This is a genomic window from Paenibacillus chartarius (genome assembly GCF_042432825.1).
Taxonomy (GTDB): domain Bacteria; phylum Bacillota; class Bacilli; order Paenibacillales; family NBRC-103111; genus Gordoniibacillus; species Gordoniibacillus chartarius.
Map to the genome: position 1 here is coordinate 1 of NZ_JBHLWN010000115.1, position 24374 is coordinate 24374.

Annotated in this window: 27 protein-coding genes; 18 read left to right on the forward strand and 9 right to left on the reverse strand. The window is 49.1% G+C overall.

Features of this window, described 5'->3' with window-relative positions; all coding sequences use genetic code 11:
• Positions 1-408 (forward strand): VanZ family protein (locus ACFFK0_RS27995; RefSeq protein ID WP_377474224.1); only part of this gene is annotated, 408 nt, incomplete at its 5' end.
• A gap of 144 nt (positions 409-552) precedes the next feature.
• Here the strand turns inward: ACFFK0_RS27995 and ACFFK0_RS28000 are convergent.
• Together ACFFK0_RS28000 and ACFFK0_RS28005 are read right to left on the reverse strand one after the other, a co-directional pair.
• On the reverse strand, positions 553-1002 hold the full coding sequence (locus tag ACFFK0_RS28000; protein ID WP_377474226.1) for a MerR family transcriptional regulator: 450 nt from the start codon (positions 1000-1002) through the stop codon (positions 553-555).
• 30 nt (positions 1003-1032) lie between these two features.
• A complete protein-coding gene (locus ACFFK0_RS28005) occupies positions 1033-2049 on the reverse strand; it encodes a medium chain dehydrogenase/reductase family protein (RefSeq protein WP_377474228.1) in 1017 nt (338 codons plus the stop codon).
• Positions 2050-2240: 191 nt separating this feature from the next.
• Between ACFFK0_RS28005 and ACFFK0_RS28010 the strand changes: the two genes are divergently transcribed.
• Together ACFFK0_RS28010 and ACFFK0_RS28015 are read left to right on the forward strand one after the other, a co-directional pair.
• On the forward strand, positions 2241-3083 hold the full coding sequence (locus ACFFK0_RS28010; protein WP_377474230.1) for a helix-turn-helix transcriptional regulator: 843 nt from the start codon (positions 2241-2243) through the stop codon (positions 3081-3083).
• Between the two features lie 86 nt (positions 3084-3169).
• The gene (locus tag ACFFK0_RS28015; RefSeq protein WP_377474232.1) at positions 3170-4159 is read left to right on the forward strand and encodes a quinone oxidoreductase family protein; all 990 of its coding nucleotides are present in this window, start codon (positions 3170-3172) and stop codon (positions 4157-4159) included.
• Between the two features lie 96 nt (positions 4160-4255).
• On the opposite strand, the gene ACFFK0_RS28020 is transcribed toward ACFFK0_RS28015, so the two are convergent.
• Positions 4256-5143 carry a helix-turn-helix transcriptional regulator gene (locus ACFFK0_RS28020; protein ID WP_377474234.1) on the reverse strand — a complete coding sequence of 296 codons (888 nt, stop codon included), beginning with the start codon at positions 5141-5143 and terminating at the stop codon, positions 4256-4258.
• 114 nt (positions 5144-5257) lie between these two features.
• On the opposite strand from ACFFK0_RS28020, the gene ACFFK0_RS28025 reads away from it, so the two are divergent.
• Both ACFFK0_RS28025 and ACFFK0_RS28030 read left to right on the forward strand, forming a co-directional pair.
• Positions 5258-6337: a Gfo/Idh/MocA family protein gene (locus ACFFK0_RS28025; protein WP_377474236.1), complete on the forward strand. Its 1080-nt coding sequence runs from the start codon at positions 5258-5260 to the stop codon at positions 6335-6337.
• Between the two features lie 149 nt (positions 6338-6486).
• A complete protein-coding gene (locus tag ACFFK0_RS28030; protein WP_377474239.1) occupies positions 6487-6834 on the forward strand; it encodes an EamA family transporter in 348 nt (115 codons plus the stop codon).
• Between the two features lie 15 nt (positions 6835-6849).
• On the opposite strand, the gene cydS is transcribed toward ACFFK0_RS28030, so the two are convergent.
• From cydS to ACFFK0_RS28045, 3 genes are read right to left on the reverse strand one after another with little or no spacing between them, the layout of a single operon-like run.
• Complete coding sequence (cydS, locus tag ACFFK0_RS28035) at positions 6850-6942, reverse strand: cytochrome bd oxidase small subunit CydS family protein (protein WP_377474241.1); 93 nt, start codon at positions 6940-6942, stop codon at positions 6850-6852.
• Positions 6943-6964: 22 nt separating this feature from the next.
• Positions 6965-7999, reverse strand: coding sequence for a cytochrome d ubiquinol oxidase subunit II (locus ACFFK0_RS28040; protein ID WP_377474243.1), 1035 nt, complete (start codon positions 7997-7999; stop codon positions 6965-6967).
• The gene (locus tag ACFFK0_RS28045; RefSeq protein ID WP_377474245.1) at positions 7996-9366 is read right to left on the reverse strand and encodes a cytochrome ubiquinol oxidase subunit I; all 1371 of its coding nucleotides are present in this window, start codon (positions 9364-9366) and stop codon (positions 7996-7998) included. The genes ACFFK0_RS28040 and ACFFK0_RS28045 overlap by 4 nt, the downstream gene beginning before the upstream one ends.
• A gap of 575 nt (positions 9367-9941) precedes the next feature.
• On the opposite strand from ACFFK0_RS28045, the gene ACFFK0_RS28050 reads away from it, so the two are divergent.
• Positions 9942-11363 (forward strand): hypothetical protein, encoded by a 1422-nt coding sequence (locus ACFFK0_RS28050; RefSeq protein WP_377474247.1) that lies wholly within the window; start codon positions 9942-9944, stop codon positions 11361-11363.
• On the opposite strand, the gene ACFFK0_RS28055 is transcribed toward ACFFK0_RS28050, so the two are convergent.
• Positions 11357-11728 (reverse strand): winged helix-turn-helix transcriptional regulator, encoded by a 372-nt coding sequence (locus tag ACFFK0_RS28055; protein ID WP_377474249.1) that lies wholly within the window; start codon positions 11726-11728, stop codon positions 11357-11359. The genes ACFFK0_RS28050 and ACFFK0_RS28055 overlap by 7 nt on opposite strands.
• A 321-nt stretch (positions 11729-12049) precedes the next feature.
• On the opposite strand from ACFFK0_RS28055, the gene ACFFK0_RS28060 reads away from it, so the two are divergent.
• Genes ACFFK0_RS28060 through ACFFK0_RS28075 form a run of 4 tightly spaced genes read left to right on the forward strand, consistent with a single transcriptional unit; the run spans position 12050 to position 12868 of the window.
• Complete coding sequence (locus ACFFK0_RS28060) at positions 12050-12238, forward strand: ATP-binding cassette domain-containing protein (protein ID WP_377474319.1); 189 nt, start codon at positions 12050-12052, stop codon at positions 12236-12238.
• Positions 12156-12536, forward strand: coding sequence for a transporter substrate-binding domain-containing protein (locus ACFFK0_RS28065; RefSeq protein ID WP_377474251.1), 381 nt, complete (start codon positions 12156-12158; stop codon positions 12534-12536). The genes ACFFK0_RS28060 and ACFFK0_RS28065 overlap by 83 nt, the downstream gene beginning before the upstream one ends.
• Positions 12490-12696: a type 2 periplasmic-binding domain-containing protein gene (locus ACFFK0_RS28070; protein WP_377474253.1), complete on the forward strand. Its 207-nt coding sequence runs from the start codon at positions 12490-12492 to the stop codon at positions 12694-12696. Before ACFFK0_RS28065 ends, ACFFK0_RS28070 begins: the two co-directional genes overlap by 47 nt.
• Before the next feature lies 1 nt (position 12697).
• Entirely contained in the window at positions 12698-12868 is a 171-nt protein-coding gene (locus ACFFK0_RS28075; protein WP_377474317.1) for a transporter substrate-binding domain-containing protein, read from the forward strand.
• A 651-nt stretch (positions 12869-13519) separates the two neighbouring features.
• On the opposite strand, the gene ACFFK0_RS28080 is transcribed toward ACFFK0_RS28075, so the two are convergent.
• Positions 13520-14884 carry an aminotransferase-like domain-containing protein gene (locus ACFFK0_RS28080; protein ID WP_377474255.1) on the reverse strand — a complete coding sequence of 455 codons (1365 nt, stop codon included), beginning with the start codon at positions 14882-14884 and terminating at the stop codon, positions 13520-13522.
• Positions 14885-15040: 156 nt separating this feature from the next.
• On the opposite strand from ACFFK0_RS28080, the gene blaOXA reads away from it, so the two are divergent.
• The 6 genes from blaOXA (at position 15041) to ACFFK0_RS28110 (ending at position 20043) form a co-directional block, all read left to right on the forward strand.
• Positions 15041-15844 carry a class D beta-lactamase gene (gene blaOXA / locus ACFFK0_RS28085; RefSeq protein ID WP_377474257.1) on the forward strand — a complete coding sequence of 268 codons (804 nt, stop codon included), beginning with the start codon at positions 15041-15043 and terminating at the stop codon, positions 15842-15844.
• Between the two features lie 285 nt (positions 15845-16129).
• Positions 16130-16402, forward strand: a complete 273-nt coding sequence (locus tag ACFFK0_RS28090; protein WP_377474259.1) for a hypothetical protein — start codon at positions 16130-16132, stop codon at positions 16400-16402.
• Between the two features lie 183 nt (positions 16403-16585).
• A complete protein-coding gene (locus tag ACFFK0_RS28095; RefSeq protein ID WP_377474261.1) occupies positions 16586-17038 on the forward strand; it encodes a GyrI-like domain-containing protein in 453 nt (150 codons plus the stop codon).
• Positions 17039-17238: 200 nt separating this feature from the next.
• Positions 17239-17520 carry a hypothetical protein gene (locus tag ACFFK0_RS28100; protein WP_377474263.1) on the forward strand — a complete coding sequence of 94 codons (282 nt, stop codon included), beginning with the start codon at positions 17239-17241 and terminating at the stop codon, positions 17518-17520.
• Between the two features lie 382 nt (positions 17521-17902).
• Positions 17903-19378 carry an FAD-dependent oxidoreductase gene (locus tag ACFFK0_RS28105; RefSeq protein ID WP_377474265.1) on the forward strand — a complete coding sequence of 492 codons (1476 nt, stop codon included), beginning with the start codon at positions 17903-17905 and terminating at the stop codon, positions 19376-19378.
• A 68-nt stretch (positions 19379-19446) separates the two neighbouring features.
• Positions 19447-20043, forward strand: a complete 597-nt coding sequence (locus ACFFK0_RS28110; RefSeq protein WP_377474267.1) for a TetR/AcrR family transcriptional regulator — start codon at positions 19447-19449, stop codon at positions 20041-20043.
• 579 nt (positions 20044-20622) lie between these two features.
• On the opposite strand, the gene ACFFK0_RS28115 is transcribed toward ACFFK0_RS28110, so the two are convergent.
• Positions 20623-22053: a Calx-beta domain-containing protein gene (locus tag ACFFK0_RS28115; RefSeq protein ID WP_377474269.1), complete on the reverse strand. Its 1431-nt coding sequence runs from the start codon at positions 22051-22053 to the stop codon at positions 20623-20625.
• A 507-nt stretch (positions 22054-22560) separates the two neighbouring features.
• Between ACFFK0_RS28115 and ACFFK0_RS28120 the strand changes: the two genes are divergently transcribed.
• Positions 22561-23568: an alpha/beta fold hydrolase gene (locus ACFFK0_RS28120; RefSeq protein WP_377474271.1), complete on the forward strand. Its 1008-nt coding sequence runs from the start codon at positions 22561-22563 to the stop codon at positions 23566-23568.
• 13 nt (positions 23569-23581) lie between these two features.
• Positions 23582-24103: a PadR family transcriptional regulator gene (locus tag ACFFK0_RS28125; protein ID WP_377474273.1), complete on the forward strand. Its 522-nt coding sequence runs from the start codon at positions 23582-23584 to the stop codon at positions 24101-24103.
• The last annotated feature ends 271 nt before the right edge of the window (positions 24104-24374 follow it).

Consider the following 24374-nt stretch of genomic DNA (forward strand, 5'->3'; position numbering starts at 1 on the left):
AATATATCAAACAAATGTTCGCATGTGAAGGATTTGCTGAGGCAACTTGATATTCAAATAAAAAATTTCGCTTTTGTTAATGTGGTTGGCAATATAGTGATCTTTATTCCTATTGGCACCTATTTGTCATTATTCAAAAACGATAAAAGAGTATTAACCAATCTGCTCCTTATCTTCATATTGAGTTCATTTATTGAAATCATTCAGGGGCTTTTTGGCATTGGAGCATCAGACATTGATGACATCCTATTAAATTGTTTGGGTGGATTAGTTGGTATTTTCGGGTATAAATTATTATTGCGGATATTACGAGAAGAGAAGATCGTACGTACTGCAATCACAATACTTTCAGCGGGAGGATTACCTGTTGTTTTATATTTATTATTTGCAGTGAGATTGCGCCTCTGAAATCTTTATTGGATATGCAGAGGATACCTGCCTGCTTTGGAGTCGTCACCTTTCGGTGGTTTGTAGGGGGACAAACGATTTTACCGAGTTGACGGCTCTCTTTCACCATTTAGTGGTAATCAACAGGCCGGCCCTATTGTCACATTATGTCTCCGCTGCATGATTCGCTACACTGCTGCGGGCCCCTGCAGACCCCATTTCCTTCTCCAATAGCTCCGTATAGAACGCCCGCTTCTCCTCGGCAGCCGCTCTCACTGCCGCGAGCCGTTCCATCTCCCGTTCGAGCCGTTCCGTATGCAGATCCAGCAAGCTAAGCCGCTTTTCTATTGTCCGCCGTACATCGAGCTCTTCCTCTCGGGGAGCAAGCAGGCAGCCGTCCTCGGCGAAAGCGGCGATATGTTCCAAAGACATCCCAGTCTCTTTCAGGCCATGAATAAACCGAATGAATTGAAGATCCTGATCGCTGTAAAACCGGGCTCCATGCCGCTTTTCTCCCCGGCGGACCGGATTAGGCAGAATGCCGATCTTCTCATAATAACGCAGGGTAAATGCCGTGATTCCGGTTAACCGGGCTACCTCGCTGATGGTGTACATGATTGTGCCTCCTCGCCTGCTAGCAACATGTTATCCTGGGATTAACACGATTTTCCCAACCGCTGCGTTCCCGTTGGAAGAGGTCAGCAGCCGGTGAGCCTCCGCTGCTCTGGACAGCGGAATACGATGAGATACAAGAGGCTTGAGCTTTCCTTCCTCGAGCCAGGACATCAGCAGCGCAACATCCTCCAGAAACCATTCGGGATGAGTCCCTCTAAGCCCGGTGATGCTGTACAGATAGGCCGGGTGTCCTTGAGGCGTCCTGCCGCTTTCCGCCAAAGAGCTCCAATCGCTTACCCAAGCCGCGGTCTGTCCGTGACCTAGAACCGATGTGTACCCGTAGCCGATAAAACGGCCTTCCGCTCCCAACGTGCGGAAGGAGCGCATCCAATGCTCGCCGCCGATCGGATCGAACACCGCATCTATACCACCGGGAACCGTTTCGGCCAGCACTCGGACGAAATCGTCCTTGCGGTAATCGATGGGCAGCGCTCCGAACTCAGTCAGCACGGAATGCTTGGCTGCGGAAGCCGTTCCGTACATCCGAAGACCGAGCTGCCTTCCAAGATCAAGAAGAGCTGACCCGACTCCTCCGGCGGCGCCGTGAACCAGTATCCGCTCCCCATGTGATACTTGGGCAAGCCTGTGCAGCATTTGATAAGCCGTGACGTAATTTAGCACAATGGCCACGGCTTCTGCCGCATCAACGGATGCCGGTATGCGAAACACGTGATCGGCCGCCTCATACACGTACTCCGCGTAGGCTCCCGTGCCATTGTAAAAAACGCCTGCCCGATCCCCTTCCTTATACTGTCCCACATCGCTCCCAACCCTGTCAACGATACCGACGGCATCGTAGCCCGGTACAAATGGCACGGCCGGCGAATTCGGATATTTTCCCTCGCGCCTCATAATGTCCGCAAGAGCCACCCCTGCGCCTTCCACACGGATGCGCAGCTCGTTGGGGTGCGGCTCCCGTAACGGTTCATGTACGAGCTTCAGTACCTCTTCTCCGCCGTAGCTTGCGACCTCAATTCGTCTATTCATGCTTCCTAGCTCCTTCGTCATAAATTACACGTATTGTAAAACTTAGAGTTGGCTCGAAGTCAACACGTAAAGTTGAAGTGTACTTGCTTGCTCCAGGAACGGGCACAGGACGTTCTAGAATGTGGTAATATTAGGGTTAACGATAGCCCGGTTACGAATAAGGGAATAAACTCTTGGTAAGGTGTGGTTGCATGGTTTTGGAGAACGATAAGATTAAAATACTTGGAGACTTTTTAAAATCCCGCCGTGAAAGGATGAAACCGGATCGAGTCGAGATCGCAAGCCGCTTTGGCAGAAGAAGAACTCCGGGCTTGCGCAGGGAGGAGGTTGCCCAGCTTGCGGGTGTGAGTATCACTTGGTATACCTGGCTGGAACAGGGCAGAGTCGGTTCCGTTTCAAGGGAAGTCCTTGAGAGCGTCGCTCGAGCTTTGCAGCTGTCTTCGGATGAACAGGCGCATGTGCTTCGATTGGCCGATTACGGCGGTGACAGGAACGCCAGCTTGAAAACCGGGGAAGCATACCCGGACCTGCAAAAGATTATAGACCAAGTCAACTACCCGGCCATTATCGCAAATCATCGAACTGAGGTACTCGCGTACAATCGGCTGGCAACTGAAATGATAACGGATTTTCATGCCGTTCCCGCGGACGAGCGCGTCATGACGAGAATCATATTTGCAGATCCCAATCTGCGCGAGCAGCTGGTAAACTGGAATGAGTTTGCGAATTATACGATGGGTGTATTTCGGATGTATTATGACCAAAAGCCCGGAGATCGTTGGTTTGAAGCCTTCGTTCAGCGGATGTGCCTCGAGAGCGGGGATTTTCAACGCTTATGGCGATTGCATAATGTTCAGCAAAAGAAAGCCATCCTTTACACGTTCGATCATTGTGTTGCAGGAAGATTGTATTTTCAATTGAATACCTTTTCTACGATTAACGGTGATGAAGACCTTCATTGCTGTATATTTACGCCGATCGCAACTACCGGTACGGAGGAGAAATTAGCAGACTTGCGTAAGCTATCCTGTTAGTCCGGATACCTGTATAAAGGCAAACTGGTTGCCTCCTGGGTTACTAACTATAATGAGCTCATTCCCAATCCAGGAGGTTTATGGAGATGAAAGCTATTGTAATCGATCGACCAGGAGGACCGGAAAGCTTACGATATGGCGAGAAGCCGGACCTGCAGCCCGCCGCCGGAATGCTTACCATCGATGTCGCGTATGCAGGAGTCGGTTATTTTGAAGTGCTGCTAAGCCGCGGCGAATTTTTGTCGGATTTTCCGCTGCCGCTAACGCCCGGTTTAGAGGTAGCGGGTTATGTACGTGCCATCGGGGAAGGCGTAGAGGGATTCTATATCGGTCAACCCGTAGCCTCGATGACACTGCTCGATTTTAACGGGTTTGCATCGATCGCGAATGTGAGGCCGGAATTGACGGTTCCGTTGGATCAATTAGGGGCTGAGCTCGACTTGGCGACAGCGGCGGCATCCATTGTAAATTTGACAACAGCTTACTTGGCCGTCAAAGATGTGTATCGGATGAGAGAGGGCGACAGCGTTCTTGTTCATGCGGCTGTAGGCGGGTTGGGCGGCTTTCTGGGGCAGGTTGCACGGCGTCTGGGAGCCGGCCAGGTATGGGGGACCGTCGGGAATCCGGAGAAAGTGAGGCTAGCCGCTTCCTTCGGATATGACGAGTTATTTATCCGGTCCGGTTTTGCAGAGAAAACTTTGAAGGCTACGGGACAGAAAGGCGTTCACGCTGTCTTTGACCCGGTCGGGGGAAGCGTTCGCAAACAAAATTTAGAGGTGCTACGCCCGCTCGGTCAGTTGGTTGTTGTCGGAAACGCCAGCGGTGAAGAGGATGTCCCGTACTCTTTTAACCAAATCTGGTTTTCCAACAGACAGACGGCCGGGTTTTCATTAGGAGCCTACGCGGAAAGCAATCCCGCAGAGACCGGTAAAGCAGCGAGGGAAGCGTTAAGCATGCTGGCAAGAAAAGAGATCCATGCTGAGATTCACGGTGTGTATCCTTTGGAAAAAGCGGCAGAAGCTCTGGCACTTTTAGAACAAAAAAACACGGTAGGCAAACTGGTTTTGAAAATATAAATCAAGATAAACGATAGGTTCTACCATAACAGGGAGCAGAACGCCGCGGCGCTGCTCCCTTATTCGCCTCCGACGAACTGCCCCGCCCTGCCGTTTTCACCGCTCTACCGGGCCCCACTCCTGCATCCGCCTGCGAAATTCGTTTGGAGAGCAGCGGTTGTATTTGCGGAACATTTTGTAGAAATGAGCCATGTTCGGCATCCCGATTTGCTCGCCGACCTCAGCCACGCTGATGGGCCGGGTAAGCAGCAGCTTCTCCGCACGCTTGATTTTCTTCAGATTCACATAGTCCATGAACGTCATGCCAAGCGTTTTCTTGAAAAATTTCACAAAATAATAATAGCTGACATTGGCGGCTCGGCTCGCTTCCTCCACGGAAATTTTGCCGTCGAGATTGACTTCGACATAATCGAACACGGGCTTCAGCCGGATCAGATCCGCGTTCTCCATCAAATCGATAGTACGGTAAGCGCTGCTGCGCAGAAGGGCCAGCAAGATTCGCTTGACGGAGATGCTGATCGCCAGCTCGTAGCCGTCGCGCTTGGCCGACCATTCGCGGTATATGTCCTTGATAGCGTCGAAGACGGCGCGCTGGGTTTCGGGCTGCTCGCGCAGCGTGTCGTTCAGCCGGCTGAGCGGAAATCGCGTCTCGGAGAAGAAACGATAATGCGGCATCGTGCTGGGGTCGATCGCTTGCTCCAGATCGAATTGCAGCACGAGATAGTCCAGCTTCTCCTCCGCATACGAGCGGTCACGGTGGAGCTGGGAGGAGCCGACCAGGGCAACGCCGCCTTCCTGCAGCTGCACAAGCCCTTCCTCAATAAACACATCCATGCGCCCTTCCAGCACGGCGAGCAGCTCAATCTCCTTGTGATAATGCCAGCGGGTCGCGTGCTCATGCTCACGCTGGGCCTGGAAAATTTTAAGAGACATAAAAGGGTTTTCATACTGAATCAATTCTTTATGAATGTCAAGGAGTTCCATATGGCTCATCCTCCACATGCCAAAATCGCATAAACAAACAACTAGAATGGAAATTTTATTTTGTCTAGCTGTGCAATATACTTATTGTAGTCCATATCGAGGAGGAACTGAAGCATGTCTCGTACATATCGAATTGGAATTGTAGGCTGCGGCGGCATTGCCAACGGCAAGCATTTGCCAAGTCTGAAGAAGCTGAACAATGTAGAGATCGTTGCGTTCTGCGATGTTATCGAGGAGCGGGCAGCAGAAGCGGCCGGCAAGTACGGCGCGGAAGGCGCGAAGGTATATACGGACTACAATGAGCTGCTGAGCGACGGCTCCATCGACATCGTTCATGTGTGCACGCCGAACGATTCCCATGCAGACATTACCATTGCGGCGCTGGAAGCGGGCAAGCACGTCATGTGCGAGAAGCCGATGGCGAAGACGGCTGCGGACGCGCAGCGCATGGTCGATGCGGCGAAGCGCACCGGCAAGAAGCTGACGATCGGCTACAACAACCGGTTCCGCCCGGACAGCCAGCATCTGAAGAAGCTGTGCGAAGACGGGGAGCTTGGGGAGATTTATTTTGCGAAGGGTCATGCGATTCGCCGCCGCGCAGTACCGACATGGGGCGTGTTCCTCGATGAGGAAAAGCAGGGCGGAGGTCCGCTCATCGATATCGGCACGCACGCGCTCGACCTGACGCTGTGGATGATGAACAACTACAAGCCGAAGGTTGTGCTCGGCACCGCGTATCACAAGCTGTCCCAGCGTGAAAATGCGGCGAATGCCTGGGGTCCATGGGACCCGGCAAAGTTCACCGTCGAAGATTCCGCGTTCGGCATGATCGTGATGGAGAACGGCGCAACGATTATCCTGGAATCGTCCTGGGCGCTCAACACGCTCGAAGTCGACGAGGCGAAATGCACGCTGTCCGGTACGGAAGCGGGCGCGGACATGAAGGACGGCCTCCGTATTAACGGCGAGAAGCACAGCCGCTTGTATACACAGGAGGTCGAGCTGAAATCCGGCGGCGTGGCGTTCTATGACGGCGCGACGGAGAGCGCTCCAGACCTGGAGATGCGCCTCTGGATTCAAGCGATCGAGAACGACACCGATCCGGTCGTAACGCCGGAGCAGGCATTCGTCGTATCGCAGATTCTCGAAGCGATTTACGAGTCCGCGAAGACGGGCAAAGCCGTGTATCTGTAATATAACGTGACACTAACGAAGACTGTTCGGTCCTGAGCGTAAGCTTGGCGGCCGGGCAGTCTTCTTCTTTTGCCGTATGAATTTGGAAAATCGCTCCGCTGAGTGTACACTATACAGTACGACTCATCGGAGGAGGCAACTATCGCATCATGGTCTATATTTTGTTGGCGATCAACATCCTGCTGCTCGTAGCGGGACAAACCGTTTGGAAAATCGGACTGACCAAGCTCGGCGGGCTCCAGCTCAGCAACTGGTCTCACGTCCTGCTGTCCCCATATATTCTCCTTGGCATCGTATGCTACGGTGCGGCAACCGTACTTTGGCTATCGATCCTGTCGCGGCTGCCGCTCAGCGTAGCTTATCCGATGCAGAGCGCTGCGTATGTGGTCGCCTTGCTCATTGCGGCATTCGTGCTCCGCGAGGTCGTTCCGCCGCATCGCTGGATTGGCGTCATGGTCATCCTGAGCGGCATCGTCATTGTCAGCTGGAAAGGATAACGCCATGGAGGCCTGTCAAATTTTCCCGCGCGGCGCCCACCAAAACACAGCGGCCAGGGCGGCAACGACAACGATCGGAGGCGCCCAGGTGATAAGGAAATGTTCCATCACCGTTTCACCCTTTCCCTGATTATTTACGAGTCTGCACTTTTCCTTGCACGTAAGCGGCGTCGAACAGAAACAGCTTCATCAGCAGCCAGAGCGACGGGATGAGCAGCAGCAGGCCGAGGACGAAGGCGATGATAAGCGCCAGAGCCATCGTCGGGCTTGTAAAATTTTGATGGATCGTCACGTACGGGTACAAAATATACGGCAAATGCGCCGCCCCGTAACCGTAGAAGGCGAAGCCGAACTGCAGCATAACCATAATGAAAGCGAGGCCGTAACGCCGGCGCCGCCAGACGTTCCATACGGCAATGAGGAAGCAGAGCAGCGACAGCGCGAACATCCAGGACAAGTCGATCATCGCTGCAAAATGCACCGGATTGTGCTTGTCTATGGCGAAGAAGACGAGCAGCGAGCACAGGATCGTCGGGATGCTCCAGCCGAGCGCATAAATGCGGACGACGTCCAGCGCCGCGCTGTCCCGGGCCCGGTCGGTATAATACGTGAGGAACATGGCGGAAATGTAAAGAACGCTCACGAGCGCCAGCAGCACGACCGACCACGAATAGGGAGAGCGGAACAGCCGATCGACCAGGAACACGACTTGATCGCCGGATTTCACGATATAGCCGCCTTCGGAAATCGTCAGCACCGTCGATAACGATGCCGGAATAAACAATCCGCTGGCACCGTACAGCAGCAGATAGAGCGCATTATCCTTCGTGCCGCTGCCTCCGTAATGGCTGAAGGCGTAGTACGAGCCGCGGATCGCGAGCAGTACGATGGCGATGCTGCCGGGAACGAGCAGTGCCGTGCCGTAATAGTACGCCGTATCCGGAAAGAAGCCGACGATGCCGACGATGAAAAAAATGAGAAATACATTGGTCACTTCCCACACCGGGGACAAGTAGCGCTCAATAATGCCCTGCACCAGATGCTTGTGGCCGGTCACCGCACTGTAATAGCCGAAAAATCCGGCGCCGAAATCAATGGAAGCGACAATGAGATATCCGTACAGGAACGTCCATAGCACCGTTATGCCGATCAGCTCGTAGCTCATTTCGGCAGCCCCCCTTCTATGCCGCGGGTCCGCAGCTCGTCAATAGCGTCGTTATTGCGGAACATGCGGGTGAGGACGCGGACGGACGTAATCCCAAGCACCAGATACAATGCACAAAACACAAGCAGCATCGTGTCGACATGAGCGGACGTCGTCGCTCCCTCGGACGTACGCATATAGCCGCGCAATATCCAAGGCTGACGCCCTACCTCCGCAAAAATCCACCCGAGCTCAATCGCAAGCAGCGCAAGCGGACCGGACCAAACCGTCGTGCGCAGCAGCCAGCGCGGAAGCTTGGTTTTCTCCGGCTTCAGGGCTTCAAGCCTGCGGTTCCGCCAGCTCCACCAAGCGTATGCCAGTCCCAGTACAATCAGAAACCCGCCGATAGCCACCATCCCATCGAAAAAATAATGCACGATCAGCGGCGGACGCTCGTCCGGCGGAAGCTCATTCAGTCCGGTCACCTCGCCGTTCGGATCGTCCTTGGCGAGAATGCTGAGCGCATAGGGCAGCTCGAGACCGTATTTAATCTCGTTATTCTCCGTCAATATGCCGCCGAATACGAGCGGAGCCTGCGTGCTTGTCTCAAAATGCCACTCCGCCGCAGCCAGCTTTTCCGGCTGGTATTCGGCGAGGAACTTGCCCGAGAAGTCGCCTACAACTCCGGTTGCGATCGAGAATACGAGAGCGGCCCCCATCGTCAGCCGGAGCGCTTTGCGATAATAGATATGGTCGCGCTTCTTGAGCAGCGCATATGCGGTGATGGACGCGAGCACGAATGCGCTTGTCATGTAGGCGGAAGTCAGCACATGAGCAACCTTCGTCGGCGTCGCCGGATTCAGCATCGCCAGAATCGGGTCGATATCGACGATCTTATTGCCATCCAGGCGAAAGCCCTGCGGCGTATTCATGAACGCATTGACGATCGTAATGAACACGGCCGAAGCCGATGACCCGATCATGACCGGGATCATGAGCAGGAAGTGGGTCATTTGGTGCTTGAACCGGTCCCACGTATACAAGTAAATGCCAAGGAAAATCGCCTCGAAGAAAAACGCGAACGTCTCCATGAACAGCGGCAGCGCAATGGCCTGTCCGGCAATTTGCATAAAGCTCGGCCATAACAGACTCAGCTGAAGTCCAATCGCGGTGCCGGTCACAACGCCGACGGCGACCGTGATCACAAAACCTCGCGCCCAGCGCCGGGCGAGCAGCAAATAGTGCGGATCGCTGCGGCGAATGCCGGTCCACTCGGCGAGGGCAATCATCACCGGGACACCGACGCCTATGGTCGCGAACAAAATGTGGAACGCCAGCGTCAGCTCGGTCAGCATCCGGCTGTACAGAATCGGATCGTAAGCGGACATAGGGGATCAACTCCTTTGTTAGCTGAATATGTGACGGGACAACGACAGCATCATAATGACCGCTACTACTATGCATACGACGACGAGCCGTTTTTCTTGCCGGTCGGAGGGGGTCATGACGCGATCACCTGCTTTCTGGAGGGGATGGGGGTGCAAGGTGCTGGTGCTTCTGGATGGGAGGTATCTGCTTTTATTGTATGCGATAGATTGTGATTTTTTTCACATAAATGTGGAGGATGTTTGACAGATGTTTGGCGGATTTGGGGCGGGTGCCGGCGGCGGCCGGATAATCTGAATGAAGCATGCAAAAAGTTCCTTGATTTGTTTGAAGATATTTTATCAAAGGTGAAAAACCAAATTAACATCCCATAACTAAGGATGATGTAATTAACTTATTACAACAAATGCCACTTATTTTCAGAGCCCGTCTTAAAAATATACTCCGAGAAATTCCGTGTTGAACGAACAACCTTGATCCTATGGCACATTATTCATCCTTCCGTACAAAAAAGTGCGTACTTCTCAAGTGAAAAGGGAGTTGGTATAGTCGAAAAAAAGAGTTGAGGTGAAACGACATGACTTCTTATCGATGGAATGTAGGCAATCGAAGTATTGCAGGGGGAACGGCGTTAGAGTTGGATTCGGTATTTAGTAAGCCGCCAATCGATCCATTTATCAAAGGCGAAGATGAGCATACGTTCATTTGGAATTTGCCCAATGGAGTTTACCAAGCCCGGGACATCGTAAAAGCACTGAACGTTCTACTTCAAGCGGTCGTTGTGCGGCTTGGGGGCAAGGCAGCGGATGCGGAGACGCTTTTGGATGCCCTGCAGGCGAGTTTGGCGATATCCGGAAGAGAGTCGACATTACCGCTAGAGTCTCTGCAGTTTGGAGTTCAGGTCGGGATTGAGCTTACCCGTCAAGCCGAGCTGATCGGAGAGACTTTGGTTCGTTGGGTTCGAGAATTGAACTTGCAACAGGGGACTCTCGAAGAAGCCGAGAGTTCGGTTCTGAGCCGTCTTGCCTTCCGAAGCAAGTGCGACAACCATCTGTGGACCGATCAAGCTACAGACCTCCTGACCGGCGCGGCAGGCGGCCCCGTCGTTATGCAGCTGTACAACGAGTATCTGCATCAATTCGTCCTTTTGAGAAATGCATTGTTACCTTTCGCTAATTGGGAAGAGGTTCCGATTGAGATTCGGGAAGGTCGGAAGTTCAGAGGTTTAAGGTTTCTGGAGGAGGCGCATACAGAATTTCTGTCTAAGCTGCTGTCCAAAAGAATCACGCACAGGTCAATCGTCAAGTTTGCCCAAAGCTTCTTAAGTCCTGATCTTGATATTGCGGGTTATGGTTTTCAATACCGTTACGGAACCATACTTCCTGCCAGTTTAGGATTAGTGCCCGATTATGCGCCCCGCTATCTTCTCCAATGGTATCCCGTTAAATTGACGGGCGGCGATGAATCCGATGCGGTAGCTTTTGATTATGCGTACAGCGATTATTATTCGGCTCCGCGCAGTGAAGCCGGGCATGGTCAAACGGTTACCGGACGCACCGTATCGGGGCAAGAGCTTGTGCATATTCGAGAGGCTCGGCTCGTAACAAGTATGGTAGAACCTATGCGGGCGCTCATCGCGTTTCAATTGCCGTTGAATTCCGTAGGAGTGATAGAAGTCGATCTTGGGCAGGCTTTCCGGGGTCATCGGTTTATGTATCGCCAGGAGCAGGACCAGGAAACGATTTCCGAGTTGAAGCGGATGGAACCGTATCCGTATCAAGTACACCAAGCAGGAGATATTCTTGAGCGATCCGGACTCGTAACGAATCAATCGGGGGTTCATTTCATTGCAACCGGCGGTAATGCTCTCGTCAAATGGGTCTTATTAGGCAAATTGTATCCCGAGAACGTCATTCTTATCGACCGGTCGGATGATGCTGCGATAGCCGCCGCCGATAAGCTGGGGAAGAAGTTCGGTGCCAAATTCATCATTTATTGATACTGGACTGAGCTGGTATCCGCCTTCGAATGGTTACGAAGAGGGCTTTCCATATATAAAGTGCCGAAATCGCATAGAGCATTCAGCAGAGGCACCATTTGGATCCCAAGCTCGGAAAGCGAATATTCAACCTTCGGCGGCACGACAGGATACACTTTGCGTACGACAAGCTCGTCGCGTTCGAGTTCTCTAAGCTGCATGGTCAGCATGCGCTGAGTCGCGTCGGGAAGCCGTTTTTGCAGCTCGTGATACCGTAACGATGTTTGAGACAACACATATAAAATGGCTAGCTTCCACTTACCGCTGACCAATCGCATTACGATCTCGGAGCTGCATCGATAATCTTGATCTCTAAAATGAAACATGAAGCACCTCTTTTCTGATATATTTCCGATTAATTACATAGGTTTTGTCGTAATTATAGCAAACGAATCATGCGGCTTCAATACCGGGCCGCACGGTTCATGTTCCGAGGCAGGTGATAGTTTGTATGACATTGGATCGAATTGAACGCATTCTGGAGATTATCTCCATGTCCGCGTGGCCATTGTTGAAAGGCACCCTCATCTATACGATCCCTTTATCCGTTTTATCTTTCGTGATTGGGTTGATTTTCGCGTTTTCGTAGCTTTGGCACGTCAAAAAGTACAATAAACCCCGAGCTGGTGGAGGAAGTGTTGGAGGTCATGGAGGTTTTGTCCCCAGAAGGCATGACGCAGATCATCATCACTCACGAGATGGAATTCGCCCATCGAGCGGCGGACCGAATCATATTTATGGATCGCGGATCGATTGCGGAAGCAGGTACGCCCGAAGACAAATTCGGCGGCAGCCGTAACGAACGTCTCCAGAGCTGGTACTCCCGCTTCCGTTAAAGCAACCAAGCCAATAGACGCGCTGGAGAAGCTAAAGCAAAAAGGAGAGATTGTCGTTGCAACGACGGGCACGTACCCGCCTTACTCCTTTCAAGACAAGGATGGTTTGACGGGATTCGATATCGATATTTCCAATGAAATTGGAAAACGTATCGGGATCAACATCAAGTTCGCGGTCGTAGAGTTTGTTTACCGATCCGTTCCAGTATTTCAATTTGACTTTGATTACGTTGGAGGAAAACCAGGACATCATGCGCTTCGAGGATCTGAAAGGAAAGAAAACGAACGGTACGGCTGAGAGCGTGCAAGGGGCGCTAGAACTGAAGTACGGAGCTATTCTCGAGCCGGACGTTAACGAAGCGGTGGAACTGCTGAAGACGAAGCGGGTGGATGCCCTTATATTTAACAATTTGTTTTTCCTTGATCTAAAGAAAAATTCGTCCGGATCTGAAAATTAAAATCGTTGACCAAGCCAAGAAGGTAGAAACGGCATCGTGTGCGTTTAAGAAAAACAACGAAGAGCTCGTGCAGGCGTTCAATAAAGCGATCAGCGACATGTATACCGATGGATCGTACTCACGAATTTCAAGTAAATGGTTCGGCAGCGACATCTCGGAAAGTCATAGGTGAAATTACCTTCTGACCCCTATTGTAAACCGGATACCAGTTGGAATCTTTGCATATCACGGGAAATTACTGGCTTTCTCCACTTCAAAACATATTTGTCATCCAACATCCGGAAGCGTGGGAAGCGAATAAGCGCTTGGAAAGCAGTCTTGGCGGTCATACGATGAAGTATATCGACGGACCGATTTTCAAATAACAAACAGCATCGATGCAAACTCTTTCAGACAAAGCGTTCTGGTGTACCATGAAGATTCGCACCTTTCTGTTTGGAATGGGGATCTCGACAACTTCCATTTTACTAAACGAAAGGTGTTTTTTCTGTCAATTCAAAGAATTAATCGTTCGCAAGGCGCGTTACATCAGGCTTAGGTTAGATTATTAAGGTGCGAAAGTTGAGTTACTAAGTATACGGATCATATCTATACTTTATTAACGTGAACTGTAAATGGATGACTGCCTTTTCAGATGTGGCCAGAGTTATGCCATCTGCGGTGTGACCGATATTATTCAAGTCATTATTGAGGGTCAGCATCTGTTTCGGGAACGGGAATCCAAGCTTGTAAGGCCTGACGAGTACCCGGAAAGCGTCCATTGGATTCGAGTATGTAGGAACCCCGAGAGGCCCTTCATCTTATATTCCAGATACCTGTTATCTCAGACAAATTTGACGTCCCATTTGTTCAATTGCAGCTTTGTAATTTCGGAAGCAATCAGCCGTATACCTGTATGGATCAGAGCCTCATCCACTTGGGATACACTCAACCGAATCATCGTGTCGCGCTCAAATTCAGGTAGAAACATACCTCGAACATCGTCCACCAATACCTGCTGCTTGCGTAAATGGTCAACGAGGTTCTTTGCTTTAAGGCGGCCTGGCAAACTGATCGTCGAATAGAAGCCAGACATTGAACCAGAATAAGTAACCTCCGCGGGAAGATGCGCTCGATAAGCCTCCTGCAGAAGCTCAGCCTTGCGGCTATAGATCTCTCTCATCCGCAAGATATGTGCGGCATACATACCGCTCTTCAAATAGATTTCGAGCGCCCCCTGTGTGAGTACAGGTGTGTGCAAATCCGATGCGAATTTCGTCCTAAGGAATTGATCTTTCATTGAATCCGGGACCACAGCCAATCCCAGGCGCAATCCGGGAAGCATGACCTTGGAGAAGCTCTTTGTGTAAATTACACGTCCAGATGGATCATAGGCGAACATAGGGTCCTGCTTAAGATTCGTATCCAGATCCCCCATATAGTCATCTTCAATGATATATACGTCATATTTTTGGGCCAACTCTACAATTTTTCGTTTTTGAGCATTCGAATAACTGAACCCGGTTGGATTATGAAATCGGGAAACCGTATAAAAAAATTTTATTGTGTTCCGCTTAAAAAGGGACTCCAGATGATTAAGATCAATCCCTTCGTGCGTAATCCCCACCCCAAACGTCTTGGTTCCTTGCAGCTTGATGGACTCGATAAGGCTCCTGTGTGTAGGCTGCTCGACACAGATGTCGTGCTTTCCGTTCGGAAAAGGAAGCGAAACAAATAGGTGAAGCGCTTGCTGTGATCCGGAAACGATGCAAATTCGCTCAGGGACGGTAAAAACCTGGAGGTCTTGAAGATGCCGTGCAAGCTCGCTGCGAAGCGAGTACAGCCCCTGCTTGTCAGAATAGGTGAACATGTCTTCCTTGTAAATCTCGATGGCCTGATTGATGCAATGCTGGTAATCACGAAAAGGCATTATGCTCTTGTCCGGGCCGGCAGAAAGGAAATCAACCACCGGGTTTATAGCTGCATCAGCATTACGCGGATACATGTTTTCCACAATGTAAAAGCCGCTTTTTGGAACAGTGTAAATCAGATGCTTCTTCTCCAGTTCGGAATAGGCTTTGATAACGGTATTATTGCTGCAGCCAAAAGTTTCGGACAAGCTTCGAATGGAAGGAAGCTTGCTGCCTGGCTTCAAAGTCCCTGCTTCGATTTGTCGCTCGATATGGTGCATAATCTTGGCATAAATCATGCGCGCGCAGCTCCCTCTATCTGTATAGGTACACCTTGTAAAAAGACCTCTCCCGAGTCCAATCGATCCTCGTATACTTAAGTTTAGAAAATCCTTTATCCCTTTTGAAGGTTTTCCAGGCTGTCAAACGATTCGAGATTAAGAGGAGGAATTAACATGAGAATTGGACTAAAACACGTTATAGCCCCGATCGTCCTTTCGGTACTGGTACTAATGGCAGCGATGACAACAGATGCAAATGCGGGTAGCAGACCAAAACCAATTGAAGTGAACCTTGGGTACCTATTTAACGGGACAGAGGGTACTTTTGTTGCCAAGAATCTTAGGACGGATAAGGTTTACGTATTTAATCCGACGAGAAGCAGAGAGCGGTTTACACCAGAGTCTAGCTTCAAGGTTACCAATGCTCTGATTGGCTTGGAGGAGAAAGCGGTTGAGGACGAATATGACGTAAAGAGATGGGATGGCATCGAGCGAGAATTCGAAGTGTGGAACCGGGATCACAGTCTGGCCTCAGCCATGAGACATTCTGCTATTTGGTACTATCAAATCATGGCGAGAGACATCGGGAGCGAACGAATGCAGGATTACCTAGATCGCTTCGGATACGGCAATCGGGATATTTCAGGCGGAATAAGCAATTTCTGGCTGAACAGCAGCTTAAAAATTTCAGCCATTGAACAGCTGGATTTTCTGGAGAAATTGGTTGAGGAACAGTTACCGGTCAAAGAAAAAACAATGAAAACAGTTAAACGGATCATGATTGATCTGGAACATGACGATTATACCATCCATGGCAAAACAGGTACACGGCTGTCGGACATGGGACTTGGTTGGTATATCGGTTATGTTGAAACGAATAAGGAGACTTGGATATTTGCGATAAATATTGACGGCCCCGGCAGCAAGGCGAAACAGATTGCACTGAACGCCTTGCAAGATCTGCGTGTGATGGAATGAGTCCCTGATAACGTTTTGATGTTACCGGAAAAGCGGTCTAGAGTTCATTTATGAAGATCGGTTGAGGGGAGTAACTCAATTTATCATTTTAGTATGCCACATCCCTTTGTTTAAGGAGTAACGAAAACTGCTCCAAGGGGGAATGGTTAAGAGGTATGGATACTATGGATATAAAAGGCCACCCCAGAATAAATCCCATGCATCGCTGGTTAGAAGAAGGGCTCAAAGCGATCTATCTGACACTTTGAGGAGGTTGAGCGGCATCCACGCAAGGTCTCGGCGGACGTGAAGGACCAGAAAAATGGCCTGATCACGATTTTTAGCGGCGACCCGGTCAATGCCGATCATCCGAAGGCACTAGGCAAACGGGAGCAGGTTTTAAACAAAAAGCACTTCGAGGGGCTGCATACGAGCGGGCAGCATAAGGTTCCCATCCTGATGCCCAAACTGGTTCCAAACAGCGCCCCCGAAGTGTACCAGCGCGATTTAGCTGTGAATGAACAGTTTCTCATGAGGCGTTGCTTCAAGCGGAGATTTTCGACGGGGAACGATAGTTGAACGTTCCAGGAGCAGTTTGCCGCGGCAAATGCTCCAATTTTTAATTGAAGTTACGGACAGTTTAGTTCCAATATGTGGTATAATATTGAGTGGTCTGGAAGTGCTTCATTCAAAAATGCAAAATGGTTCGGAGAATTTTAAAGAAGATTATATTTCCAAAGCGTGATACGAGGAGATGGATTCGTGCAAAAAAATCAAATCGAGATCGTTACTCTTGAGGAAAAGTATTTTGTCGGGGTATCAGTAACTAATGCTTTTCAAAGGATTGATAGGGATAGCATTAAAGAAGCAAACGAAGAATTTCTAGCTAGAAGGAGCGAGATAAAAGGGATATTAAATCATCGTGAATATGTATGTCCCCATTTTGCGAATGATGTACTTTTTACTTATATGTATTGTATGGAAGTAGCAAGAATCGAAGATGTTCCCAAAGGCATGGTAGGATTCAGTACACCAAGTCAACGTTATGCCAAGGTAAGATCAATAGACAAAGATCCGTATAGGTTAATAAAATCTTTCTTAGAAGAAAATAGGCTGGATAATAATCCAAGATCGCTAGCCCTAGAAGTATTCAAATTCGGTGAAGAACAACATGTAAATAATGCGGATATTTATGTGCCCATAATATCAATATGAAGAACTTCTTCTATAGTAACGCATAATCCTTGGATTGTGGACTTTCACGTTAGGCTCAGAGACATAGCGGATTCCAAAAATACGGAATGCAAAGCTCTCGCGGTCCCATATTTTCGAAAGTTGTACCAGGAAACGAAAAACCTCCATTTTTTTGCAAGTATGCTTCAACCCTCTACCGCTCAGGCCGGAAAAGGAAAGCGATGGAAGAGTATGAAAGGATAGTTGAGTTGTTCAAGTCAGAGGCTTACCCGGATAAGGGGTGGGTCATGATGACGATCCACTGGGAGTCAGCAAAAACAGATCCTTACCTTAACCAGGTTAGTTGTGAATTCCCGGGGTATCTTGGGTACTTGACCAGCTTTGCGGACGTAAGCCCGCAATATGGTTTTTTGGATATTTGCGATGAGCTGGTGACCCTTATAAAGAAGAATAATCTGCCGATACCGCCAAAGGTGAAAGCACACTATGTTGGGAAGGGATGAACTCCCTCGAAAATGATTTAGGGCGTGTATGCAAGAGAGGGATAGCAGCTCTCGGCTCTTTAAGTATCTCTGGCCAAGTCTGGCAGTGATCGCTATTTTCATGTTCATCGCACGAGGAGGGATAATGCTAAAAGCCGCATACATTGCGGTTGTTTGATTTATGGGAAACGTGTTATTGCGGAACAACGAGGATCGCCGTGGCAGCGGCCATGATGGATAAGGGATGGAAAATAAAGTTGTAAGCTGTGTTGACAAAAATAAGAAATTATAGCACAATAACATTGACTGACTCATTCAATCTAAAAACGAAAAGTTGCGGAAATATTTTTTTTGCAACATGATTGACTGAACTGTTCAATCTAAGTCGAGGGGAATGTATTACATGACTACACATTTTAACAAAAGCAAGGCTATCATCATCGGTGGAGGTATGGCAGGATTAATGACCGCTCGCGTACTATCGGATCATTACGACGAAGTGCTGATCGTAGAGAAGGACGACATCCCTTCAGGACCAGACCTCCGTCCCGGTACTCCGCAGGCATTCCACCCGCATCGCTTCACGATGCGCGGGAAAACGATCACGGAACGACTCTTTCCGGGATATGAGCACGATTTGGTGGCACAAGGTTGCCCTTCGTCCCTGAACAAAGACGTCTTTTTCATGAATCAACATGGGAGTCTGGAAATGAAGTATGATAGGAATGATATTAAATTTAGCCGATCGGCACTTGAATGGGTCATCCGCGAACGCGTAAAAACCATTTCCAATGTGCGCTTCCTGCTTAGGCACGATGTGATCCGGTTGCTAACGACGCCTGACCGTTCATCCGTCATTGGCGTTCAAGCTAGAGATCGAGATCAATCCAAGCAGGAGAAAGCTCTGACAGCCGATTTGGTTATCGATACGAGTGGACGTTCCTCGAAACTTTCACTGTGGCTTACGGAATTGGGATACGAGGTGCCGAAACCGGATCTTCTAAAAGTTTCGCTCGGATACAGCACCCGTCGATATAAAGTGCCTTCTCACCTGACCCACATGATCGATAAATGGGAAGTGATCAACCTCCAGGGTCAACCTGCCTGTGGCACTTACACAGGCGTGCTCTCTTTTATCGAGAATCAGATTGCCGAAGTGCTGCTCTACCGTCCGGGCGGGAATTATCCACCGACGGATGCAACCGAATTCGAAATGGCCATAAAGCAGCTTCCTAGCCCGATCATCGCAGAAATCGTACGTGATCTTGAACCGATCTCCTCTCCCCGAGGTTTCCGCGTACCGGAATTGTACTGCCATCGCTACGAGCAGATGTCCCACTGGCCTGCGGGATTACTGGTTTTGGGAGACTCTTACTGCATCTACGACCCGATCTTCGGCCAAGGTATGACCGCGGCTGCGATGGCTGTCGAAAAACTGGAGGTCTGTCTGTTAGAACGACGCGATAAGTTCCTGCCCGAATGGGAGCACGGCGTACTTCGTCGAATCAAAGAAGCGATCGAGCCAGCCTTCTGGTTGAATTGTACGGCTGATCTACGATGGGAAGGCGTCGAATACGAAGGTTCGGATTCGAGCTCGGGGAATAATTTTAGCCGGGATTACATGGAACTATTGCTCAAACAGGCTATAAGCAAGCCCGATTGGCAACTCTACGGGCTCTACTGGGCCGTAAATACGTTATCCCTATCCCCTCGCCACATTCTCAACCCGGAGACCGCCGTACAAGTACTATCCGCTTCGGATGAGGGAATGCGGTTGCTTTCCGAGCTTAAGGCGAATGACGAACGGCCAGTCAAGGTGATTCTGGAAGAACTGCTGCCTCGGTTCTCGGAATCGCCCTTCGAGTCGGCAACGCATTAGCGATTCTTAAGATAACATTTGTTATACTAATATATGTCTATTCATATTCGGTAAAGGGGCACTTGACATTGACACCATTAAATGATGAAAAATTGCACCAAATTCGCGATGAACGAAGAGAGCAAATTAAGGCGGCGGCCATCCAGGTATTTGCCCGTAAAGGTATCATTAGTGCAAAGATGAGCTTGATCGCGGAAACGGCGGGCATAAGCAACGGGCTGCTTTACCATTATTTCAAATCGAAAGACGAGTTGTTCACGTCGCTCGTTCAAGAGGCTATGGCTGAAACGGAAGCAGCCATGCGAAGCGTGTATGACATGCCTGGAACGCCGATCGAGAAAATCAGGGCGTTGACGGCGGAAATTCTCGATGAAAGCGGCGCACCGTACTTCATGCTCATTCACCAGGCGCGCACGTCCGACGGTGTGCCCGAAAAGGTCAAGCAGTTGCTGGGGCAATATTCGATGGATACTTTCATCGATATGCTGCTTCCGTTATTCCAAGAAGGTCAGCAGAACGGAGAATTGGCGAAAGAAGATCCCCGGGAACTCATCGCCTGTTTTTTATCTGTCCTTTCCGGTATCATGGTCATCAACGGTACTGAAGATTATAGAATTCCAAAGGTCGATATGTTGATGCGGTTGATTGTCACTCCTGTGTCATGACCAATGATTATTTTACCTATCGGATACGTTAGCGGAATAGAAGTTGGCATATACTAGCTATGAACTGGCCGGGAACCGTTTACCATTATTTTGAAGTTGTCACAAGGCGGGAAGTGACAGCTATCAAGAAGTCAAGGGGACGATTGTGATGTCACAGGAGAATCAAAATTTACGTTTCTGGGGCAGCAGGCTAAAGCCGGTACCTGAACGACTGCAACCCCGGGTGTGATTGAGAAGGTTGATCCAATTGGAAACCGTTTAATGATAAATGGGGACTGGTTTAAGGTCGAGGATCTCCAACAGGCCGATTGATTCCCCAAACGAGAACTTTTCTATTGGGGAAACGCAAGCATGGAGGGCAAAGACGACTCGACGAGATTGAGCGAAAAATGAAGAAGTTACAGGAAAGACAAGAAAAGATCAATAATGCCGTAGAGCTAAGAATATACAGAGGAGCCGGTAGCCGGGGGACATGCCTCCTAGTTGACTCCCCTCAATGCTTCGTCTCAACTTATACTCAATTCGTAATGAAAAAAAAACCTTGCCCAGCTGCTAATAAGCAGCAAGACAAGGGTTAGTTTAATCGTTATCACGAATAACGATAAATACTCTGTTCGTTTCATAAGCAGCTAAAATTTCCTGTGGACCAGTTAACTTTATTTGAAACGATTCAAAGTTTTCCTTTAACTTATCGTCCAGAAGTTTAACTTTAATGCTTTTTTGAGTTTCTCCATCGGCAAAAGTAATTGTTCCAGTTGCATGAATAAAATCAGAATCCCAAGAACTAGCTGTATCACCGAGAGTAGTATAATTCACAGATATCTGCCCCTTACTGCCTCCAGTCCGATATACATTAACTGTCACTGTATCAGCATTCTCATCTGCCCATACTAATAATGAATTGAAATCAAACTTAATTTTACCTGTAGGAATCTCAGATGTAGGGGTCGGGGTGAATTTATAAAACTTGCCTGTGTCGAGCCCATAGTACCAATTACCATCAGCTAATTTGAGGATTTGAGCAGAATAAGGGGATGTCTCCACAAAACTCAATTGACCTTTACTACCCAAATATCTCTTCTCACCAACTTTTATCACGATATCGCCAGTATCGGAAAGACCCTCAATCTGTGCGTTTGACCAAGAAGGATTTTCATACACATCAGATTTGCCATACCCGATAGGTGATGATACGGCGATCCGATCTCCGAAAGAAAAGGCAATATAGTTATTATCAGTTAGCTTGTATTCAGTATAATTATCATTGTAACGGTCATAAAAAATTATTAGATTTCTATACTCATCGGTTTGAAAGTCGTAACTATACACATACACATCAGCATCATCTGTATAATAAAGCTCTTTAGTAAAATATAATGTTTTCCCAACAATACTTCCGAGATTTAATTTTGGATAAGCAGATTCATTCAAATGAGATTTTTTTGTTTGTCCATCAGAATAAAAAACGATTTCGCCTTGTTCATTTATATATGCTAAGAAACCATCTTTGGAAAGAAGAGCATTTTCATATTTGGCATTATACCCGTTTTGACTCGAAACATTTTTTAAACTGTTACTAGTTGTGTCTAATACCCAGACTTGAATAGAATCATTTTCCTGCTTTGTAGTGAACGTGATATACCTGCCATTTTTTTGACTGAACTGGCCCATATTATCGCTTAGAAGAGTTTGAGTTACTCCGTTCTTCCACGAATATACGCCAGAGTTTGTAATATAGATAACTCCACTACTTGTCACGTATCCTTTTTGAGCATATGTTGCGCTGATGACGCTATCTTGTCCCGTACTTATATTTCTAAGTTGCAATGAACTATCAGCATTGCTTGAGTATAAAATTCTTGTTGTATCAAAATCTACGATAGAGCCCTGGACTGAAGTGATTTCTACGGATTCAGCCTTTACTAATGAGGATAATCCAAGAAGCAGGAATATAAATATACCAAAAAACAACATGCAACGAAGTAAATTCTTGCTTGCGGAGATAAGCATTTTCTCACTCCTTAATTTGGGATATTATGAAATAAATATCATCCACAGCATAGCATTCTTTTTACGCTTGGACAAGGAAGAATAGTTTCATATTTTAGAAGAATCGGTCCTCCTCCTCAGGGCTTATTATTTGACAAAATTTTCTGATTATTAGTTACAAATAGTGTTCTTCCTGGTACGTTAAACCCATTCTACCTCAACAAGCTTTTCATTCTGGGGGGAGCAATGATTGCTGTTGCTTACGGCAAGCGAGACATCCTAAGCCGATCCACCCGCAGATTGAAGATACCGTATAGAGACATGCTGAAGTGCTTTCCTTTCGCCTGCTAGGCGATGTCGGGGACAAGCACTGTTTGCTCATGGGGAGGCGGATGGGATCGCATGAAGTTTAAACCGGCATGGCGAACCTTTGATGCGGATCGGGCTTCGGACCGATGACGAAGATCAGTCTCGATCTTATAATCAACATTGAATAAACAATGTTGACTATGAGGAGGCTGGATACAGATGTTCCTTCTGAAGGGTGCCACATCACCGCATAAGGATCAAACCGGTGCGCCAATTCCCGGCAGTATTGCGGAGCTGATGAAGGTGAAGATCGGCGGGGTTGACCAATGGCTGCTTATTCGCGGCGAAGACCTGCGTAACCCTGTTCTGCTGTTTGTTCACGGAGGTCCTGGGCAGAGCAATATGTATTTGTCTCACTTGTTGGATGGTGAGCTGGAGAAGTATTTCACCATTGTTAACTGGGACCAGCGGGGAGCCGGCAAATCCGTCGCGGCGGGCAAGGCAGATCCGGCCGCAATGCGGTTGGAGCAGCTGCTGCAGGATGCAGGAGAAGTAATCCGCTATGTGCTCGCGAAGCTTAACACCGAGAAGCTGTACGTGCTTGGCCATTCCTTCGGCACCATTCTCGGGATGCTCATCACGCAGCGTTATCCGGCTTTCATCCGCCGCTATATCGGACTTTGCCAGTCTGTTGGTCTGCAGGAGAATCTAAAGGCTTCCTACGCCTATATTGTCAGGGAAGCGGAGCGAGCAGGAGATAGCAAAACGCTGCGTGAGCTGGCGAAGATCGGGCCCCCGCCGTTCGTCAGTTTTGCTAAAGGGCTGTGGAAGTATTCGCTGCTGCTTCAGAAATACGGCGGCAAGGTGCACAGCAAGCCAGGGGGGGCCGTGTTCAGGTCGATCTGGACAGCGCCCGAATATTCGCTGGCCGATCGATTCCGCTACATTCAAGGGGTCATGTTCAGCGTCAAGCATCTTTATCGGGAGCTGTTAGCGCATGATTTGCAAAAAGCTGTACAGAAGGTTGAGGTTCCGGTATCCTTCTTTCTAGGGACTTACGATCAAGCGACGCCAAGCCATCAAGCCGCGGAATATTTGAAGCTTCTTGATGCGCCGCACAAAGAGCTGGTCTGGTTCGAGCAGTCGGCGCATCTGCCCCAGTTCGAGGAGCCGCAGAAATATGTGCAGGAGCTAGTAAGGCTCCGTGGCATTGGCAATTATTCATGAAGTAGGTGTGAGCATGACACGTTTAATGGTACTTGGCTTGCTGCGCCATAAACAGATGAGCGGCTATGAAATGCAGCAATTTCTACAACTCGGCCATGTCGATCAATGGGCGGGCATCCTGCCGGGTTCCATCTACCATGCCTTGAAGAAGCTGGAGAAGGAAGGCTTCGTCACCGTTGAAGCGGTTGAGAATACTGGCAACCGGGCGAAGGCGATTTATCGGATTACCGAAGAGGGCTCGCAGGAATATATCCGACTGATTGCCGAAGCATTGGCCGCCACGCCCTTCCTCTTTCCTTCCGATCTCTTTACCGGGCTCCTCTTTCATCATGATTTGCCCAGGGAGCAGGCGCTTCTAGGATTGGAGGCGCAGCTGGCCGGCGTACAGGCTAAATATGCCGCTGCCAAAGCTGGACAGGAGCAGAAACGCTCGCTGCCCGCCGCATCGAAACTTGTATTCGACCATATGTTCGAGCTGTACGAGGCGCATCTTCAGTTTCTCCACCGGGTGAAAGCGCTGCTTGCGGAAGAATAAAACGCTAAGTGAGCCCGACCGAATCGGGAGGGCTGATGAAAGGAGTCCATGCAACTCGGCAGGCCCAAAACTTGGAGAGAAGCGTTAAATGATATAGGAATATAATCTTACGGAGAATTGGCCTTTGCTGTTAAGCCTTCGATTCTAACCATCGCGACTTGTCCCGTTGAAAGGTCCGATTTTTTTTGTCTATCGGTGTAATGGAGCCCAACTCCGCTCAAGCGCATGCTTTATCACAAGAAAAAATTAGAATGACAACCTATATCTTACT